Origin of the sequence: Sphingobacterium sp. HMA12 (genome assembly GCF_002933815.1) — a bacterium.
GTDB lineage: Bacteria > Bacteroidota > Bacteroidia > Sphingobacteriales > Sphingobacteriaceae > Sphingobacterium.
Genome location: NZ_BEYR01000001.1, coordinates 142137 through 161648, shown reverse-complemented (window position 1 = coordinate 161648; position 19512 = coordinate 142137). Strand labels below are relative to the sequence as shown.

The following is a 19512-nucleotide window of genomic DNA, read 5'->3' as shown; positions in this document are numbered from 1 at the left end:
TGCCCCGCTGTCGCAAATAGTGGGGCATGTTAAAAACTATATACCATAGAGGCGCTCGTCCTAATTTGGCTTCTTACTACGTTTTGTGGCATCTGATCTAACTGGTGTTCTTTGTACTTTTTATAATGCAAGATGCTACGTAATTTGTTAAATGATTTCTGCTTACACATCACTTATCAGCCAAACTTCTTTTTCTTTACCGAAACTTTCCTTGCAACTCCAAAGATGGACAAATACCCTCATGAAGAATATTCCCAACTAAAAAGCGATCTTTGATAATATAGAAAGCCATGACATATCCCTCTTTGCATATTTATTATAGAAAAAGGTTGACGCTAGTTCGCTTCCTTGTTTTAACTTATTCAGGTTTTCAAAATCCAGTGATTTGGTTCGATTGATCATGCTCGATATAAATGCGCGGGAAAGACCAAAAATTATTTCTTCCATTGAGATGACATATACAACAGAACTGCCCCAAACAATAAGGTAGACCAACACCATCTCCATTTAATGTTTCTGTTAAAACAATAATGCAGAAAAAGAAGTTATAGAAAAGAGTATTCGTTTTTAAAACAAACTATTATTAGTCGACACAATGACCAAATCTTAAATAAATACCAAATATGTTCAAAAAACTTACATTTTTTATTCTATTTGTTCATCTATTAAGCTTTCAAATGCAGGCACAAGATAAACCCGCTCTCGATCCAAAACTGGAAGTTGCAGCATCTTTTGGCGCTTATCGTCCTATAGGAGTTAGCGCAACTTCAACAAACAGGTTATTCGTCTCATTTCCTAAACAGAACAAAGACTATCAGTTTGCGCTGACAGAAATCATCGATGGCAAGCGCGTCCCCTATCCGAACGAAACATGGAACAAACAAGGGGATGAAGATTCTCATTTTGTAAATGTTCAGGATATATTTGTAGATGCAGCCGATTACTTATGGGTATTAGACTCCAAACCATCAACTTCGGGGTCCATTTTCGGTCCAGATGGAGCAGCTTCCACCGGACAATTCAAACTTCTACAAATCGACACAAAAAACAATAAGATCATGCGTATCTACACATTTGATGACCTGGACAAAACGAAATCGGGTTTGAACGATGTCCGCATTGATCTTCAAAAAAATCTCGCCTATCTTTCTGACCCCGGACAAGCCGCAATCATAGTCCTTGACCTTAAAACGGGAAATAGCCGAAAGGTACTGGAAAAAAGTCCCTTCACATTAGCGGATCCCAAAGTTGTCATCTCTTATTCCGGTATAGATATGCGCTACAAGGATGGTAGCCCATTCCTCTCCCACGTCAACGGGATCGCACTAAGTCATGATTTTAATTACTTCTACTTTAAACCGATTAACAAAAATCACCTATACCGTATCGCGACAAAGTACCTCGCCGACCAATCACTCTCCCAGCAAGTCTTAGAGGGCAAGGTAGAAGACATGGGAAGTGTAGGCGTTACACATGGCTTACTTGCTGACCGGAACGGTAATATTTATCTGACAACCTCAATGGATTACAGTATCAAATACTTAAGTCCGGACGGAAAAATTCATCTATTGACACAGGACCCTAGATTGTTATGGCCCGACTCTTTGGGTATAGATGGGAATGGTTATCTTTACTTTTCATGTGCACAACTATCCAGAGATCCGCAATGGAACAATGGTGTAGATCGGGTCGAATTACCCTATCGTGTTTATAAAATAATGTTGCCGAATTGATTATTTGAATCTTAAGCATGCATAAATGAAATTATTGATCAAACAACTCCCTTTATTACTACTCATCTTTATTTATTCGCTGTCCAAAGCGCAAACAGATCGTCCTATATTGGATATTATGCTCAGCAATTATCAATATCCTTATGAAGTAAATTATCTGCCCCTCAAAAGTCAGGGAGAAGAGATAAAGATGGCCTATATGGATGTCAGGTCGCAAAAGCCAAATGGTCAAACAGTGTTGCTGCTTCATGGCAAAAATTTCAACGGAGCGTACTGGAAAACAACTGTCCAAGCTTTAAATACAGCAGGATATCGGGTTGTTGTACCTGACCAGATCGGTTTTGGTAAATCCTCGAAACCTACAGATTATCAGTTTAGCTTTCAGCAGCTGGCTGAAAACACAAAAGCGCTCCTAGACAAATTAGGTATTGATAAGATAGATTTACTTGGACATTCCATGGGTGGGATGCTTGCTACCCGATTCACATTGATGTATCCTGAAACAGTTAAAAAACTTATTTTAGAAAATCCCATCGGACTCGAAGACTGGAAACTTGTCGCTCCCTACACTTCCATTGACCAAAATTTTCAAATGGAATTAAAAACGGGATATGAATCTGCAAAAAAATATCAAAGCGGATTTTACTACGATAACAAGTGGAAGCCAGAATATGATGAATGGGTATACCTACTCACTGGCTGGACAAAAGCGAAGGATTATCCCATCGTTGCCATGGTGAACGCAAAGACATCCGACATGATCTTTACCCAACCTGTTGTTTACGAATTTCAATATATCAAAAACCCCACCCTACTCATCATTGGTACAAGGGATAGAACAGCCATTGGCAAAGCTCAAGTAAAAGACCCCAAGGTAGCCGCAAAGATGGGATTGTACCAACATTTGGGAAAGGAAACACAGCAAAAAATCAAAGGATCAAAACTCGTTGAGCTCGATAATGTCGGACATTTACCTCATATTGAAGCATTCGATCGATTTATCAATCCCCTTATTTCTTTTTTAAAAGACTGATTTTATTGTTTCCTCAGCGTTATCGTGCTCACTAAAAGTCCCCCCTTTTGTGTTATTGCAGAATAACTCCTGTCCCCTTTTAAGACCTATATCATAGATAGTTTCCTAAGAAATAAGACGCAATCCTTGCACCATCAGCAAATCCATCGAAGAACTATTTTTAACAAAATGAACTGAATTCCATCTACAATATATTTTCTTTTTCTATTCGCTGCAACGATTTTTAAAACGGTCACTCAAATAGATAAATAAGGACAGATTGACATATTAGCATTTTTTTGTCAAAAAATGCTAATCCGCTTCTTTGAAAACTATTAATATACTTAGTAAAAAAAATAAATAAAATTTTTAAAAACTAACATTTTTAGTATATTTGATTATCAATTTTAGACAAGGTCTTTATGGAACAGACAAAAGGATATGACAATAAGGAATTGCATGTTGGCGATATTGTTCGCTTCCATACCCCCTATCCCGATGAGGATCCTGATACTATCTTTATTGTACTTTGGTCATACTATGATCCTGAAGGTAAATCGTCCAGAGCCGAAGTAGTAAAATTTGACCCAGTTCTTAAACAATATCCTGTAATTCAAAAATGGTTTATTCGGGATTTGGAAAGAGTTCCTGAAGTCAGCCCTGAATTACTGCAACAAATTGCATTATTTATGAAAAGTAAATTGGGGAATGCGATCATAAGCAAGCTGATCGTTTAAATTGGGTCAAACAAAAAATGAGTTATAAGTAACACGATGGAAAATAAATTTAAAGCAAACCGAGAATTCACATCACGATCAATATGGTCTGATTGGCGAGAACAGCTTAAAGACAGTGAAATAAATGGTTTACGTCAACGACTTGAAGTGATGGATCGGGAGGTCCTTGTTGACTGGCTACAATGGTACAATCCAAAGGGTAATTACACGGATCGCAAATGCATGGATAATGGCGTAAAACCACTTTGCAAATCAAAGGCTGTCGAATATACTCATAGAGAGATCTTACGAAATCATACGAAAAAACTATATAGTAATTTTTCGAATGGCTCAATACAACTTATGTTTAACAACTAAATGCTGAATTTATGGAGTATTTCATCAAACAGATCATCGGTTATCAACTGCCAAAAATCCTAGCAATGGAGTCACAACAAAAAGATTGGCGTTATCAGCTACTGGATTTAAAAGACAAAACTCTTTTCGACAAACTTTCACTCATGAAACGACAGGAATTACTCGAATGGCTTCAATGGAATAACGCTGATGGAATTTATGCAGATTATGACTGTATTCGGAAAGGTATCCCGTTATTTACCAAAGCACAGGCTTTAGCGGCAGTCTATCATCACATTATGCGTGACCATGAAAGTTGGGATGGCTATATGGGAAAGGAATATATCCGTGGGAGTGTATTTTAAACCATCCCTAAATTATCATTGTTTAATATAATCTTCTAATGTGCTAAGATTAGCGATAGCGTCACCGATAGTATTGTTAAAATAAGCATACACTTCTTTTCCTTCGGCTAACCACTCCTTGATATAACCACTATATTCATGTAATAAGGCATCTTCATAGCTCCCTTTATAATTACCTTCTGGTCCATGAAAACGCATATAGACCACATCACTACCAGTGTACTGTATAGCTATTCCCTTAGCATCTTTATCGTGTAGCACCAAATTTATACCATAAGAATTTAATAGAGCCATTGTTTGCTGGCAATACCAAGACTGATGCCGAAATTCAACACATACATGCCAGCCTAAACTTAACCTATCGGTTGTAATACATCTTAAAAGTTTATCTAAATGACTTAGCGAAGAGAAGGTAGTTGATGGTGGTAATTGTATCAACAAACATCCTTTCTTTTTATCCACAGTGCTAATGACATCCAAAAATTTAACAACATCACTATGATCAAACATTAAATCCTTTTGATGCGTAATCCCCTTCCAAAGCTTAAAAGTAAAACGAAAGTTATCACTCGTTTCCAGAGACCATCGTCCAACAGTTTCCCTGCGGGGTATCTTATAAAATGAGCTGTTAACCTCTAAAGAATTGAACAATAGACTGTATACAGCAAGTCTGCTCTTACCCTTCAAATCATTCGGATAATAGCTCTTGTTCTTATACGGCAACAGAATTCCACTTGTGCCTGAAAAATATCGGATCTCCATAACGCAATAACAATTAAAACCAGGACAATAGTTCAAACTTCAAACAATCCACTACACGTTTCTTTAGAAACAAGTCTCATCATACTAACGTTTTGACGAATAGAAAAACACAATTCAAATTAAATCATTTAGTTTCGCTATATTTAGAGACGCCAAGTCTACACTATGGGAATCAATTATTCGCTGAATATTCAAAAATTTGAGCAATACTTTGATCAATGGAGCACCAAAGTATACCAATATGCATTCAACAAAACCAGATCCTCTTATTTGGCCGAAGAAACCGTACAGCGTGTTTTTATTAAACTTTGGAAAAATTTAAACATAAAGAATATTGATGCCACAGTAGAATCTCAAATTTTTTGTATCGCGAGAACAACGATCCTGGATTTAATCAAAGAGGAATATAATAGAAAGAAACTTCTTCAAGCAGAAAATCAACTCATTCAATACTATTCCCCACAAGATGATTACCATGCAAAACAACTTGAAGCTACATTACAGCATGTAATTAATCAGCTCCCTAAAAAGCGAAAACAGATTTTTATCTTGAGTCGCGATTTCAATCTATCCCACAAACAAATTGCAGATAAACTCTCCATCTCGTCTAAAACAGTAGAAAATCAAATTGCCCTTGCGCTAAAAGCGATAAGAAAAGCATTATTGCTTTCAATACTGATGCTAAATCTTTTTTAATTTTCTTTTAGGGGATACACGATTTTCAATCGTAATCAATATGTATGAAGATTACGAAGAAACTTGTTGAAAAATATCTCCGCGGAGAAGCAAATGCTGAAGAAGTTAAAGCGGTTCAAAATGAACTGGATAATAACCAGCTAAATTTGGATGAGTGGCTTCCAGCAAGTGAATGGCATAACGTAGAAGGACATCCACCTTTTGAACAGCATGACTCTATCAAACGATCCCTGATCAAAAAAGTTACAATCAATGATAAAAGGCAACATATTTATACCCTACTGAAATATGCTGCGATACTTCTACTTGTTGGAACACTAGGCTGGGAAGCAATCCAATATTGGAAGAAATCAACAAATACCCCCCAAATTATTGCCCAACTTAAGAAGCCGGCAACGAAACCAGATTCACCAAGTAACTTCTATTATATCAATTCCGGCAATTTACCAGTGCAGATAGATGTTCCCGATGGATCAAAAATCGAACTCTACCCCAATTCGGAAGTTAAATTTGCAGATAATTTTTCGTCACTGTCTACCCGCGATATTCATTTAAAAGGAAAAGCAAAGTTTGCTGTTGCCAAAGATAAATCAAGACCGTTTAACGTATATACCAAGGGATTGACAACGACGGCATTAGGCACAGTATTCAGTATTGATGAACAACTGTCTTCACAAACAAAAGTCAGATTATTTGAAGGACGGATCCGGGTCAAGAGCCTAAAAAGCGAACCCAATTCTTCCCCTCTACATCTTGAATTTATGCCAAATGAAGAAATAACCATTGATCACAGGAGACTTCAAATTATTGCTGAAGAAAGAATGAATTCGTCCAAATTCAACAGGAGAGGTTTTTATGCCGAAAAACAAAATACATTAATTTTCAAAAACTTAGCACTTAAAGATCTGCTACATATTATAAGCCAAAACTATAACGTCAAACTTGAATTTAATTCCGAAGCTATTGAAGACAAATATTACAGTGGCACCTATGAAAATAATCCTTCCGTTTTCCGAAAAATACTATCAGACATACAGGAACTTCACCACATTACTATAACTGTACCGAATAAAATATAATTCTCTTATTTAATCCATAAATTATGCACAATTATTTACCTTCCAAACATAGCCTAATGACTATGTTTATGCTAAGAACCAATATCCGTGCAGATGTAAACTGGGGTTTACGTCTTGGACTAATGGGCCTTTTGGCAACTAGTTATCAAATCGTTAACGCTCAACAGCAGGCTGCGATCAATGGGGTCATTCGTGACGAAACGGGAAAACCCATATACTCCGCAACTGTGTCCATCCAAAATCCGAACAGCAAATTTAAAAGAGCTACGACGAGCGCTACGGATGGTACTTTTTCTTTTGATCAGATCCCGGCTGGTCAAGGTTATCAGATCACCATTTCGTCCATTGGATTTAAAACCAAGGAGCTGACAGATTACAACATCTCCGAGAGAGATAAGCTTGCCATCAACGTCAGTCTGGAAACAGTATCGGAAAACCTTCAAGAAGTAGTTGTCACCGCACTGGGAATCAAAAAGGAGAAAAAAGCTTTAGGCTACACTGTCGCCGAATTAAAAGGAGATGAATTGACACAGGGTAAAGAAACAAATGTTGCCAATGCACTTTCTGGCAAGGTTGCTGGTGTGCAGGTAAGCCGCGCTGCTTCTGGCGCCGGTGGCTCTTCAAAAGTGGTTATCCGAGGCAACAATTCACTTGTTGGCAACAGCCAACCCCTTTACGTTGTCGACGGTGTACCTATTGACAATCAAAACATTTCAGCGCCAAACCAATCCGGCGGCACAGATTATGGCGATGGTATCGGCAATATCAACCCCGAAGATATTGAGACCATGTCCGTCCTAAAAGGGCCCAATGCCGCAGCACTATACGGCCAAAGAGGAAGCAACGGTGTCATTCTGATTACAACAAAATCAGGAAAAGCCGGTAAAACACGTTTCAGCTATGGTACAGACTATTCCTTTGGAAATGGTTTAGTACTTCCCGATTTTCAAAATGAATATGGTCAAGGACTGAACGGTACATTCACACACTTTCGAAAAGACGATGGAACCATCGTGTCAATGAGTGATGCCATAAAAAACGGTTACAGTGGCATTCCGAAAATGAGCGCAGGCCGGGACCGTACTACGCGCGCGAGCTGGGGGGCCAAGATGGAGGGCCAAACTTATGAAGATGCCTATGGAAATATCCTGCAATTAACTCCTAAACCTGATACATATGCCTCTTTCTTTCAAACCGAAAAGCAATTTGTCAACAATTTGAGTGTAGACGGCGGAAATGAAAAAATAAACTATCGTTTTTCTTTCGCCAATACAGATGTTAAAGGATATATCCCGACCAATACTTTGAAAAGGAATAATTTCGGTTTACGTACTCAGGCAAAAATTACAGACAAACTCCATATCGACGTAAAAGCAAATTATATTGCTCAAAAAGGAAAAAATAGACCAACATTGGCCGATGCAGCCGACAATCCAGCATATCTGTTTATCAGCCAACCACGAAGCCTGGGTAATGACATCATGGCCCAATATAAATGGACCACACAGGAAATAAGCAGGCAACTTGGCTTTTCTGGTTTAACGGAGGGTTTGGAAAAAACTTACGCAACAAATAGTTCTACGGCCAATCCCTTCTGGACAATTCATGAAAATCACAATGAAGATCGCCGCGACCGCATTATTGGCTTACTTCGTCTAAGTTATGACTTTGCCCCCTGGCTCAAAGTAGCTGCGACCGGAGGAACCGATTTTTATACCGATCAGCGATTCCGATATAGACCGATCAATACCTATCAGAGCTTAAACAGGAAAGGTGATATCAGAGAAGAAGTTATCCGATCTCGCGAAGATAATTTTGATATCCTTGCCAGCTCTAATTTCACTTTATCGGATAACATTAAGTTCAGTGCCAACATGGGGGCAAGTCATCAAAGCCGCTATTTACGAATGACAGGAAACACTGGCAACCAGTTTATTGTACCAGATCTCTTTGTCATTAATAATACCACTACGAATACTTATATATTTGATCTCATCGAGTCTAAAATTAATTCGGTATACCTCTCAGGCCAATTTAGCTATAAAGACTATTGGTTTGTCGATTTTTCGGCGCGCAATGACTGGTCTTCTACATTATCCAAAAACAACAATTCATTTTTTTACCCTTCTATAAGCTCCAGTCTTGTGTTATCTGACGCACTCAAATGGCAGTCAGATGCGTTGTCTTTCGCCAAAATCCGGGCTTCTTGGGCACAGGCCGGTAGCTCCGGAAACCCCTATCAATTGACTGGCGCTTATAGTCTCAATCAATATACGCATGGTGGGGTACCAATGGCTTCATATACCGAAATTATCCCCGATCCCAATTTAAAGAATGAATTGACTACATCTGTTGAGGCCGGTGCAGATCTAAGATTTTTAAAAAATAGACTTTCCCTATCTTTTACCTACTATCAGGCAAAAACTAAAAATCAGATCCTAGATGTACCCATAGCACCTTCGAGCCTGTATGTGAAAAACCGCATCAATGCTGGAGAAATCAGTAACAGGGGGATCGAATTTGTATTGGGAGCAACACCTCTCAAAACCGAAGCTGGCTTTGAATGGAATACCACGTTTAACTTTAACAGAAACCGCAACAAGGTTGAATCGTTGTACCCTGGCGTCGAAAGTTTTCTTTTAGCAACAGATAGAGGGATCAATGTTGTTGCCGAGGTGGGGAAGCCATTTGGGCAGCTCATTGGAACTCAATTTGCCTGGGTCAAGGACGAAAATGGAAACCGGTTAATTGATCCCACGACGGGGCTCCCTTTACGTACGGCCGGGCGTGTGGAAACCGATCTTGGAAATGCGCAACCAAATTGGATCGGCGGCTTTGGAAATACACTAAAATATAAAGGTTTTAATTTATACGCGCTTGTTGATATTCGTCAAGGCGGAGTGATTTTCTCGCAATCCAATCGGGAACAAATAATTTATGGCACAAGCAAAAAAACGTTGCAGGGACGTGACGGCACCTATGTTGCGGAGGGTATGGTTGCCCAACAAGATGCCGCAGGTAATTGGACAAGCACCGGAACAAAAAACAGCAAGCAGATAAATGCTCAGGATTATTGGAATATGGTCGCCAGTGACAAAGAGGTCATGGTGTCTGAAGAAATGATTAATGATATGAGCTATATTGCAATGCGCGAAATCAGTCTCTCCTATTCATTCCCGAAAACGCTGATGCCACATCGTATGATCAACTCATTGAAATTAGGGGTGTATGGTAGAAATTTATTCTATTTCCAACGAAAAACAGATGGTTTTTCTCCCGAAGCCTCCGCATTCAATGTAAACAACAGCTCCATAGGTATTGAATCCACTTCTTTACCCATGATGAGAACATTTGGCATTAACCTTACTGTTGGTCTTTAAAAATACTGAATTATGAAAATGAAAATAACAAAAAACAGGCTTATTATTGCACTTATATCCGTTGCGACATTTAGTGCCTGTACAAAAGATTTTGAAAAAATAAATACACCACCAACATCGGTAACAACAATAGACCCGGGACTGTTGATGGCTAGAATCCTCCGCGATGGTACATTTCAGGAGTCGGGAGAACTTCCAAACAATAAATTTGGTTCCTGGATCCAGCATTGGGCCGGTGGGCCGGTGGTACCCGTATCTCGTTACTTTGAAGGCCCAGAAAACCAGATTTGGTCACAGCATTTCACCTTATTCAGAAACATCATTCAGATAAAAAGGGAACTTAGTGGCAAAGAAGGTAATCCAGAAGGCCGAAGTAAACTAGCAATAACCGAACTTTACGAAGTTTACTTATACCAGCGGTTAACTGATCTATTTGGAGACATCCCCTATTCGGATGTTACTAAAGACAGCAAAGAGATCAACCGAACCCCAAAGTTTGACAAACAAGAAGAGATCTATCCCGCACTAATATCTAAGGTGGATGCAGCTTTGGCACAACTTACCGCTGGTGATCAATCTTATGGCTCCTCCGATTTTTTCTATGGGGGTAATATCGATAAATGGAGAAGATTCGGAAACTCGTTAAAACTGAAATTGGGTATAAGAATGCGCTATGCCAATCCATCACTAGCACAGAGAACTGTTACGGAAGCAATGACTTCTTCAATTGGACTAATATCAAGTAATAGTGATAATGCAGCAGTTCCAACATTTAATAATGCGCAGGCCGAAAATCAAAATCCTATTTTGCGGCAGATGACTACCGGAAGTGCAGACTTGAGATACTTAGCCAACACCTTGGTAAGTAAATTGAAGGAATACAATGACCCCAGATTAGGCATACTTGCTGAGCCAGTCACTATTGGCGGCGTTACCACTTATCAAGGAATCGGAGTAGCATTAACCGATAATGAGCTTTCTCAACTGATCAGAGCAAATTACTCTACCGCCAACAAGTCAACATGGTTTAGCTTAAGTTTTACACCGATACCAAGTTATGCTATGACCTACTCAGACATCTGTTTTTACAAAGCCGAGGCCGCATTATTGGGTTGGGGTGCTACAAGTACGAATGCGCAATCATTCTTTACAGATGGCGTAAAGGCTGCTTTCGCGCTTCCACCATACAATTTAACCGCTATCCCCACATCGTATGAACAAAGTATCGTCAACCTAAGTGGTTTGACCGATGAACAAAAAATGGAGAAAATTGCTACTCAAAAATGGATAAGTTTATTTGGTAGGGATATGGAAGCATTTGCCGAGTGGCGGCGTACAGGTTATCCGAAATTGACGCCGGGGCCAAATCCAGGTTCCACCAATGGACAGATACCCCGTCGGGCCATTTATTCCAGTGAAGAAGCTCAATTAAACCAAACAAATCTCAGAGATGCTGTTTCGAGAATGTCAAATGGAGATTCCTTTTTATCCAGAGTGTGGTGGGATAAAAAACAATAATTGTAGCAATAAAAGTTTGAGCGCACGAAATTACTTCGTGTCGCTCAAACCTAATTGCAAAAGTTTCTACCTTTTGCATATCCCGCACCTTTGCGCTGCTCCAGATGGACCACTTCAGCAACAAGATGCACGATATTATTTTAACAGCGAACAATTTGATGGTTTTATATACCTATTCTTTCTCCGACCATGCTTTAGGTTTCTTTCGAAATTATATCTATATTACCTTAGGTATAAAACAAATCTTACTATTCTAAAGCTTTTTAAAAAATGAAAACGATTTCCTCCTTATTTTTGCTAACAGTAGCATTTCTTTTTATAGGATGTGGAGAAAACGGTAAAAAGACGATATCCCCGTCTCCAGATATCTTACCAGAAAATAATCCGAACTTTAGTTTCGAAGGGATCAAACAAGATTATACAACAAATGAAGAATTATCGTTTCAGATTACAAGCACGCCTAATTTAAAAGTTGATTCCATCCACTATTATATCAATGATAAGCCAATTGCTAAAGTTTTAGAAAACACGAGGATAATCTATAGATTATCGCAAGAGAAATTTGGCAAACAAATTATTAAAGCGATAGTATTTAGCGAAGGAAAATCTGAAGAAAATACCGTAAACATAGACTTTTTACCTCCAAACCCACCACAAATTTTAACGTACCGAATTGTAAACACCTACCCACACGACATCAAGGCATTCACACAAGGCCTAGAATTTTTCGGAGATAACCTAATGGAAAGCACTGGCAATGGCGTTGGGGTAAGTGGAAGTAAAGGGAAGTCAAGTATCCGTATTGTGAATCCAAAGACAGGAGAACTGATCAAAAAGGTCGAATTAGCCGACTCAATATTTGGCGAGGGTGCGACCATATTAAATAGCAAATTATATCAATTGACTTACAAAAACAACCTTGCCTACGTCTATGATATGGTAACATTAGAGACCATTAAAAAACTGCCATACTTTCAAAATATGGAAGGATGGGGACTAACCTCAGATGGCAAAAATTTGTATATGTCTGACGGTTCAGAAAACATCTATATATTAAATCCCAATGATTTTGCTAAAATTGATTATATCCGTGTTGCTACAAATGAGAAAATCGTCAATCAGATTAACGAAATGGAATGGGTAAAAGGAAAAATTTATGCTAATTTCTTTATGGAAGACGTCATGGGAATTATCAACCCAAAAACAGGCGCGATAGAAGGTTTAGTTGACCTTTCTAAATTACGAGAAAATGTGACACAACATGTCGATCTAGATGTACTAAATGGAATTGCCTACAATAAAAAATCAAATACTTTTTTTGTTACAGGAAAAAATTGGGACAAAATATTTGAAATACAATTATTGGACTAACCACTATCAATCCTACCATGTGAAATGATAAAGGCCATTTTAATTCATAAAATGCTATTTTCTCAGCGGAAATGGCATTAAAGTATTCCCCAATCAGGATTCAGTATTCTTTATTTTATGACAACCATTATTTCTTAACGATTCTGCCATCTTCAAAAACCACATACTGCTCACCATCCGCCTGTTGTAATACAGTCTTTCCATCGACAAAAATATTGCTAGATGTAAAAACAGGATCGGTGATTATTTTGCTGGCATAATCCATCAGTCCCCAATGTTGTGATGATTCCATATACATGACTCTATTTTTCCCAACCAGATCTAGCGCCTGATATTTAAGAGGAACCACAATAGCACCGCTATGATCGATAAATCCCTGCTTACCATCTTTAGCAACTTTGATAATCGTACTATCAATCGCCATCAGACCGGCATCCAAAAAAACAGACTCATACTGAGGCGTAACAACTTGCACGCCTTTCACGTTGACCAAACCTACACGCTGTTTACTATCTTGTACTTCAAAAAAGCCAAAATGTGGTTTCGTGGTTGTACTGAAATAATTGGGCTGCACGATAACCTTTCCTTCTTTATCAATGATGCCGACAGTCCCTAAATCCCCATTAGCATTTGTCCGATAAAAAGTAGCTAGGCTTTCGCCATCAAATCGTATAAATTGCTCATAAGCAGCATCTTGATTTTCCCAAATATCTTCTACTGCATTATACTTCCCCTGTAATTGACTGATTGGTAAAACAGTCTTTTCAACACCTATTTTAGTAGCTTTGGTTACATCTTGTCCCTGACACGAATCGCTTATAAATACAATTGTTGCCATTATCCCTAAAATTTTATATGGATTGTTTGCTCTCATACTATTTCGAAATTATGTTTATTTATTAAATTATATAAACCATCCACCTTAAACCGACATATTTAAAAAGCAGAAATCTTCGGCTCACAATTATTGTCTCATCTGTTAAGGCATTTCTTCAAACTTGTTAAATCCCGTTGTTATCATCTGATGCAATTGAGGTGTAAACAATTGAGGTGAAAGCGGCATTTTCTTGGCCTCCCAGTTCAATCTCCATTGCACACGCTTCTCGAGCAGAAATTGCAATCGCTGCAGTGTTGTCAAGCCCGGCAATGTATAATATATACTATGTTCGCCTTCTTTTCCTTGCATTTGAATATATCGTCCTGTAGTTACCTTGAATTTATTTCTTTCTTCAAAGCCACGAACAAAGGAACTATCCTGATCAGCGATATCCCACATTGGATCACGGGGGCAACAGACAGAACCATAGCTTTCCTTTCGGTACACCGTTAGCATATCGTCAAGCACCACAGATTTGTCAAAATCAAGTGCTGGATTTTCCAGCCCTCCAAGCCGAGCACTATCAACTTTTACTTTATCCTCTTCACGTCTGATATAGTAGTAAAAATTGGTCGTTTCTGGCTCCACGCACATCCCTTCCTTTGAAGCCGTTTTACTGACTTCAGCATAAAATTTCCAATCAGGGACAATAAGAATAAATTGCTTTAATTCGGGATAAAATCCCAATGATTCCTTAAAAAATTCTACTGGAATTTTTGCGTTCAAATAAAATACATAGCTTGAATCTGTATTAAACTGCAAAGGCAAATCCACGAGGTAATTCCCATTTAATACAGCCACATGGCGATCATCAATCATTGTCACCTGTGAGTACTTTTGAGCCAACCAGTCAGGTCGCGCAATTTCCTGTTGATGGGGAACGCTGGCCGCCTGCTTTATAGCTTTGCTTTTACAGGATACAACAAGTAAGAGTAATACTCCTATTAAATAAAATCTGTGATTGGTTAAAGATGTTCCCATTTTGTTAAAAATTAATTGTGTTACTGCACAGCAGTTACCTTTATTCCCGCCCTGTTTAAAAACTCTACCTGTTTCTGCAGACAAGTATCCGCCAAAGCGGCTATTTTATCTTTTTCATCTGTGATATCCCTTAATAAGGCTTGTCTTGCCCCTTTTTTCTGTTCGTCTACATATTTGATCAACAATGTTCCGTAGCCATCCGCAATTCTTGTCATATAAGCGGTCATGGTCAAATGAAAGTTCATAGCTGCTTCACTGGGTTTTAGTTCATTCACTTCACTCCTTATACCTTTGACATAACTGCTGAGGGCCTGCGCCTCCTTTAGTTTCATTTCGTACGATAATTCATCAGCTTTATCGACATCATAATTACCTTCCAACAGCTTGTTGTAACTCTCATCTAACTTCTCTTTACAGCCATTAAAAAGGCCAGCTATTTTCTCGTTATATACAAATTCCAAATTTCCACCGCAGGATGTCAACGCGAATGTACTGATGATTAAGGTCAAAATAATAATTCTCATTTCTCTATTTTTCAACAAATAACGTATTTTCAATTGCCATTATTTGTGGCAATTAATATTCGTTGCCGATCTTTTAAGATTCGTTGTCAATTAGTCCGCTCTTTCATATAAGATCAAATAAAAATCTCCATTTAATAATTCATGAAACCATTTTTTATTGAATAGAATAAAACAGAAGGAGTAACAAACTCATTTTCAAAACAATAATTCATTTTTAAACAATTTTACCCTTAAATAATGGAAGATAATTATCAATAAGAAAATCCAACAACACAGGTCAAGTGCATGGTTTGTTTCTTAAGAAAGAATTACGGAACTTAGAAAAAGAATACAGACCAAATTGGAAGACCGTTGACTTTAGTGGTCTTAAGAAAATCAATAATGAATCAAATTGAGAAGGACTAATAAAACAATATGAAACGATTAACTTTATTAATCATGCTCATCGGAATGTCGAGCATGGTTTTCGCACAAGAAATTGACCGTTCAACGACTCAGACTATTACCCAATCCGGAATTGGACTTGGTTCTGTAATTGCTGTAGTTACCTCATGGGACCGCAACAAATCTATTCTCTGGGCTCTTATTCACGGTATCTTGGGCTGGCTATATGTTATTTATTTTGCGTTTACAAGAAGCGACAATTGATAGTTATATTTCATTTTCATAATAAAACTAGAGATACAATAGGTTGTAAAGCCGAAAACATAATGCAGCCAAAAAAAACGAGAGGTCATGAGCATGATACAAAATTTTCTACGGGTCAATTTGGAGACTTTAAATCGCTTTCTCGCTGATAGCAGTGTCTTAAGCGACATGGTATATAGCAAAGAAGCCATTCATTTGGACAATTTAATAGATATTGATAAAGCTTGGGAGGGTATTTTCTTTTTATTGACAGGAGAATCAATTGGCACTTACGATCAGGCGTCCCCACCGTTATCCTGGATAATAGTTGGCCCTAATGACATCGACCGCAATCAAGACATGGGTTACGGCCCAGCTACCTATACCAACATTGAACAAACACGACAGATCCATTTAGCGCTAAAAGATATATCCACAGAAGAGTTATCTCAGCGTTTTGACACAACTACCATGCTGGAAAAAGATATATACCCCGATATCTGGGATGATGAAAGTGCATTAGATTATCTGCTTCAATACTTCAAAGATTTAAAAGCATTTTATCAGATGGCATCTGTGCAAAATGAAGCTGTAATTCTATTTCTCAATTAAAGAATAGTAATTTCATACGTATAAAAACAAAAAATATGCATATTTCTGATAGGAAGGATATCCGCATCGAAGAACTAAAGGAGACGAATAACACCGCAGTCTCTGACTTTGTAGAATTAACATTAGATATTGTCCGGGGAGGAGCCTCAGTCGGTTTTATGCAAGATATAAATAAAGAAAGGGCTTTTAAGTTCTGGGACGAAGTGCTGGCAAAGGTACAACAGAAAAAAATAGTACTACTTATTGCAAAAGACACCTTATCGGACAAGATTATAGGCACTGTACAATTACAGATAGATCTTCCTCAAAATCAGCCTCACCGGGCCGATGTAGCAAAGATGTTGGTACATTCATCTTTTAGACGCCTCGGTATCGCTGAAAATCTACTACAACACCTTGAGTCAATCGCGTGCAAAATGAAAAAATCGCTGTTGGTATTGGATACTGTAACAAATAGCCCCGCTCACGCCTTATACCTTAAATGTGGATGGAATGTTGTAGGAGATATACCAAATTATGCTCTTTTTCCCGATGGTACCCCTTGTAGTACAACCTATTTTTATAAAAAACTTGGATAGTATTCCATTCGCAAAAGAAACCTCCAATAACTGATAACTTATTGGAGGTTCTATCGGTAAAAAACACTTTCCTGCCGTTTATTTTTTATACCAAACGGGACCAGGTTTGCTTCCCATTTCAAAAACGAGGACAGCTCCGGACATAATCTGCTCGTGTGTGATATAACTTGTCTCTAGGGGCTTTCCATCCAAAGTAACCGACTGTATATAAATATTGGTTTTATTTACATGATTTGCTTTCACAGTAAACTTCTTCCCATTCGCAAGTTTAAATTCACTATGCTCAAACAATGGTGTACCGATTTCATACCTCCCACTCACCGGATCAACAGGGTAAAAACCCAGTGCACTGAATACATACCAAGCAGACATTTGTCCACAGTCGTCGTTTCCACTTAGTCCCGACGGGTTGTTTAGATAGAGCTTATGCATCACTTCAGCAGCATATTGCTGCGTCTTCCAGGGCTGTTCAATTGCATTAAATAGGTATATTGCGTGATGACTTGGTTCATTTCCATGCGCATATTGTCCGATCATACCCGTACTGAAAATAGGCAGTTTACTAGTATCTGACGGGTGGAAGGTAAACATACTGTCTAATTTCTGTCCAAAGCGTTCTTTTCCGCCGACGAGATTGATCAACCCCGGGATGTCGTGTTGAACAGACCAAAAGTACTGCCAAGCGTTGCTTTCGCAGATATGAGCACTGTATTCCTCCGGATCAAATGGACTGACAAAATCACCCTGGCTGTTACGGGGTTGCATAAATGATGTCTCCGGATTATAAACATTTTTATAATTTTTTGCCCTTTTAGAGAACGTAGCGGCAACCTCTTTGTTTCCAATCTTGTGTGCCATAACAGCAATACAATGATCATCAAAAGCATATTCGAGCGTACGTGACAAAGACCAGTTCTCGGCATTATATTTATCAACAACGTCATAGGGAACGTAACCTAACTTTTTATAAAGTCCAATACCTCTGTAATTATCGATATTCGCTGTTGCGACACACGCTTCCAATGCCTTTTCAACATCAAAATTACCTATTCCTTTCAGATAGGCATCTACAATAACCGGGATTGCATGATTGCCAATCATCATATCAGTTTCACTACCATAAATATTCCATACCGGCAGGCGACCATGCTGTTCATAAAATGCTATAAATGATTTAACCATATCATTTACACGATTTGGATCAAGATAGGTAAACAAGGGATGTGAAGCACGGTAGGTATCCCAAAGCGAAAAAGTACTATAATTCGTCCAGTCCTCTGCTTGATGTATTTTTCGGTCGGCACCGAAATAAGCTCCGTCCACATCTCCAAATATGGTAGGAGCTAACATCGAATGGTACAATGCTGTATAAAATTTTGCTTTTTCATCTTTATCACTCGTTTGGACACGAATTTTCCCTAGCTCCTCATTCCAGCTATCTTCAGCCTGCTTGAGATAATAATCAAAATCATCCTTTACCACCTCAGCTTTCAGGTTTTTGGAAGCCCCATCCATACTTACTCCCGAAAGGGCTGTACTGAGCGTTATCTGCTCACCAGCAGTTGTTTTAAAATCAAAACGTGCCTTGAAAGCCGTACCGATACGTCTGCTCGTTTTTGTTATGGTGTCAACACTTGACTGTATTGCTGAACTGTCTATATGAACTGCGTGGAATGGCTTTGAAAATCGGGTTTCAAAATAAACACGTTGCCCTCTCGCCCAGCCTTCAGAAAATCGATAGCCACGTACAGTGACCGAATCGACCACCTCGATGTATGAATCTGTTGTCGCATCCCAGTTCATGGCTTTTTTTAGATCCAAAAAAATAGCGGATTGTGCCTCAGGAAATGTATAGCGTTGGATACCACAACGTGGAGTTGCTGTTAGCTCTACATCAATATTGTAGTCTGTCAGTTTGACTTTATAGTAGCCCGCGTATGCCTGTTCGTTATGATGCAAAAACTTGGAATGGATACCCAAAGGTGCCGCTGCTTCATGATAAGGCAATGTAACTGGCATAAACGATATATCGTACAGATCTCCGGCACCTGTCCCACTTAAATGAGTATGACTAAAGCCTGAAATGGTACTATCGGGATAAAAATATCCCGAAATACGATCCCAACCGGGTAACCCATTATCTGGACTCAATTGTACCATACCAAAGGGGGATTGTGCTCCCGGATAGGTGTTTCCAGTAAAATCTGTCCCTATAAATGGATTGACAGATTTTGCATAGGAACCTTCTGCCGAATCCTTCTGTGATGCACAGCTCAGGATACTCAATAAACCCGCGCATGCCAAATATTTCATATATTTCATAG

Annotated in this window: 17 protein-coding genes; 12 read left to right on the top strand and 5 right to left on the bottom strand. The window is 38.6% G+C overall.

Translation table 11 applies throughout. The features are described 5' to 3' along the window. The first annotated feature begins 623 nt into the window (after positions 1–623). The 4 genes from HMAT_RS00695 (at position 624) to HMAT_RS00675 (ending at position 4183) form a co-directional block, all read left to right on the top strand. A complete protein-coding gene (locus tag HMAT_RS00695; protein WP_199768508.1) occupies positions 624–1733 on the top strand; it encodes an L-dopachrome tautomerase-related protein in 1110 nt (369 codons plus the stop codon). A gap of 25 nt (positions 1734–1758) precedes the next feature. After that, positions 1759–2766, top strand: a complete 1008-nt coding sequence (locus HMAT_RS00690; RefSeq protein WP_371412027.1) for an alpha/beta fold hydrolase — start codon at positions 1759–1761, stop codon at positions 2764–2766. A 401-nt stretch (positions 2767–3167) separates the two neighbouring features. Further along, positions 3168–3482: a hypothetical protein gene (locus HMAT_RS00685; RefSeq protein ID WP_104380908.1), complete on the top strand. Its 315-nt coding sequence runs from the start codon at positions 3168–3170 to the stop codon at positions 3480–3482. Between the two features lie 368 nt (positions 3483–3850). Beyond that, positions 3851–4183 carry a hypothetical protein gene (locus HMAT_RS00675; RefSeq protein ID WP_104380906.1) on the top strand — a complete coding sequence of 111 codons (333 nt, stop codon included), beginning with the start codon at positions 3851–3853 and terminating at the stop codon, positions 4181–4183. A 15-nt stretch (positions 4184–4198) separates the two neighbouring features. Here HMAT_RS00675 and HMAT_RS00670 read toward each other — a convergent pair whose 3' ends face one another. Beyond that, positions 4199–4945, bottom strand: coding sequence for a DUF72 domain-containing protein (locus tag HMAT_RS00670; protein ID WP_104380905.1), 747 nt, complete (start codon positions 4943–4945; stop codon positions 4199–4201). A gap of 165 nt (positions 4946–5110) precedes the next feature. Between HMAT_RS00670 and HMAT_RS00665 the strand changes: the two genes are divergently transcribed. The 5 genes from HMAT_RS00665 (at position 5111) to HMAT_RS00645 (ending at position 12989) form a co-directional block, all read left to right on the top strand. After that, positions 5111–5641, top strand: coding sequence for a sigma-70 family RNA polymerase sigma factor (locus HMAT_RS00665; RefSeq protein ID WP_104380904.1), 531 nt, complete (start codon positions 5111–5113; stop codon positions 5639–5641). 44 nt (positions 5642–5685) lie between these two features. Next, positions 5686–6720 (top strand): FecR family protein, encoded by a 1035-nt coding sequence (locus HMAT_RS00660; protein ID WP_104380903.1) that lies wholly within the window; start codon positions 5686–5688, stop codon positions 6718–6720. Between the two features lie 23 nt (positions 6721–6743). Beyond that, positions 6744–10100, top strand: coding sequence for a SusC/RagA family TonB-linked outer membrane protein (locus HMAT_RS00655; protein WP_233789071.1), 3357 nt, complete (start codon positions 6744–6746; stop codon positions 10098–10100). A gap of 12 nt (positions 10101–10112) precedes the next feature. Then, positions 10113–11618, top strand: coding sequence for a SusD/RagB family nutrient-binding outer membrane lipoprotein (locus tag HMAT_RS00650; RefSeq protein WP_104380901.1), 1506 nt, complete (start codon positions 10113–10115; stop codon positions 11616–11618). Positions 11619–11888: 270 nt separating this feature from the next. Then, entirely contained in the window at positions 11889–12989 is a 1101-nt protein-coding gene (locus tag HMAT_RS00645; protein ID WP_104380900.1) for a glutaminyl-peptide cyclotransferase, read from the top strand. Between the two features lie 127 nt (positions 12990–13116). Here the strand turns inward: HMAT_RS00645 and HMAT_RS00640 are convergent, their stop codons facing one another. The 3 genes from HMAT_RS00640 to HMAT_RS00630 form a co-directional block, all read right to left on the bottom strand. Next, entirely contained in the window at positions 13117–13827 is a 711-nt protein-coding gene (locus HMAT_RS00640; RefSeq protein ID WP_158655546.1) for a WG repeat-containing protein, read from the bottom strand. Between the two features lie 141 nt (positions 13828–13968). Beyond that, positions 13969–14847, bottom strand: a complete 879-nt coding sequence (locus HMAT_RS00635; protein ID WP_104380898.1) for a hypothetical protein — start codon at positions 14845–14847, stop codon at positions 13969–13971. A gap of 20 nt (positions 14848–14867) precedes the next feature. Next, a complete protein-coding gene (locus tag HMAT_RS00630) occupies positions 14868–15371 on the bottom strand; it encodes a hypothetical protein (RefSeq protein ID WP_104380897.1) in 504 nt (167 codons plus the stop codon). Between the two features lie 438 nt (positions 15372–15809). Between HMAT_RS00630 and HMAT_RS00625 the strand changes: the two genes are divergently transcribed. From HMAT_RS00625 to HMAT_RS00615, 3 genes are all read left to right on the top strand, one after another. Continuing rightward, positions 15810–16019, top strand: coding sequence for a hypothetical protein (locus tag HMAT_RS00625; RefSeq protein WP_199768507.1), 210 nt, complete (start codon positions 15810–15812; stop codon positions 16017–16019). Between the two features lie 87 nt (positions 16020–16106). Beyond that, a complete protein-coding gene (locus HMAT_RS00620) occupies positions 16107–16610 on the top strand; it encodes a YfbM family protein (RefSeq protein WP_104380895.1) in 504 nt (167 codons plus the stop codon). 35 nt (positions 16611–16645) lie between these two features. Beyond that, positions 16646–17188 carry an N-acetyltransferase gene (locus HMAT_RS00615; RefSeq protein WP_104380894.1) on the top strand — a complete coding sequence of 181 codons (543 nt, stop codon included), beginning with the start codon at positions 16646–16648 and terminating at the stop codon, positions 17186–17188. Between the two features lie 78 nt (positions 17189–17266). On the opposite strand, the gene HMAT_RS00610 is transcribed toward HMAT_RS00615, so the two are convergent. Further along, positions 17267–19510, bottom strand: a complete 2244-nt coding sequence (locus tag HMAT_RS00610) for a GH92 family glycosyl hydrolase (RefSeq protein WP_104380893.1) — start codon at positions 19508–19510, stop codon at positions 17267–17269. Positions 19511–19512 lie beyond the last annotated feature (2 nt).

Bases quoted from the DNA above. Each gene is read 5' to 3' on its own strand.
- HMAT_RS00615 (WP_104380894.1), top strand. From the start codon at position 16,646: ATGCATATTTCTGATAGGAAGGATATCCGCATCGAAGAACTAAAGGAG.
- HMAT_RS00630 (WP_104380897.1), bottom strand. From the start codon at position 15,371: ATGAGAATTATTATTTTGACCTTAATCATCAGTACATTCGCGTTGACA.
- HMAT_RS00610 (WP_104380893.1), bottom strand. From the start codon at position 19,510: ATGAAATATATGAAATATTTGGCATGCGCGGGTTTATTGAGTATCCTG.
- HMAT_RS00620 (WP_104380895.1), top strand. From the start codon at position 16,107: ATGAGCATGATACAAAATTTTCTACGGGTCAATTTGGAGACTTTAAAT.
- HMAT_RS00675 (WP_104380906.1), top strand. From the start codon at position 3,851: ATGGAGTATTTCATCAAACAGATCATCGGTTATCAACTGCCAAAAATC.
- HMAT_RS00685 (WP_104380908.1), top strand. From the start codon at position 3,168: ATGGAACAGACAAAAGGATATGACAATAAGGAATTGCATGTTGGCGAT.
- HMAT_RS00665 (WP_104380904.1), top strand. From the start codon at position 5,111: ATGGGAATCAATTATTCGCTGAATATTCAAAAATTTGAGCAATACTTT.
- HMAT_RS00625 (WP_199768507.1), top strand. From the start codon at position 15,810: ATGCTCATCGGAATGTCGAGCATGGTTTTCGCACAAGAAATTGACCGT.
- HMAT_RS00655 (WP_233789071.1), top strand. From the start codon at position 6,744: ATGCACAATTATTTACCTTCCAAACATAGCCTAATGACTATGTTTATG.
- HMAT_RS00690 (WP_371412027.1), top strand. From the start codon at position 1,759: ATGAAATTATTGATCAAACAACTCCCTTTATTACTACTCATCTTTATT.
- HMAT_RS00650 (WP_104380901.1), top strand. From the start codon at position 10,113: ATGAAAATGAAAATAACAAAAAACAGGCTTATTATTGCACTTATATCC.
- HMAT_RS00695 (WP_199768508.1), top strand. From the start codon at position 624: ATGTTCAAAAAACTTACATTTTTTATTCTATTTGTTCATCTATTAAGC.
- HMAT_RS00640 (WP_158655546.1), bottom strand. From the start codon at position 13,827: ATGGCAACAATTGTATTTATAAGCGATTCGTGTCAGGGACAAGATGTA.
- HMAT_RS00645 (WP_104380900.1), top strand. From the start codon at position 11,889: ATGAAAACGATTTCCTCCTTATTTTTGCTAACAGTAGCATTTCTTTTT.
- HMAT_RS00670 (WP_104380905.1), bottom strand. From the start codon at position 4,945: ATGGAGATCCGATATTTTTCAGGCACAAGTGGAATTCTGTTGCCGTAT.
- HMAT_RS00635 (WP_104380898.1), bottom strand. From the start codon at position 14,847: ATGGGAACATCTTTAACCAATCACAGATTTTATTTAATAGGAGTATTA.
- HMAT_RS00660 (WP_104380903.1), top strand. From the start codon at position 5,686: ATGAAGATTACGAAGAAACTTGTTGAAAAATATCTCCGCGGAGAAGCA.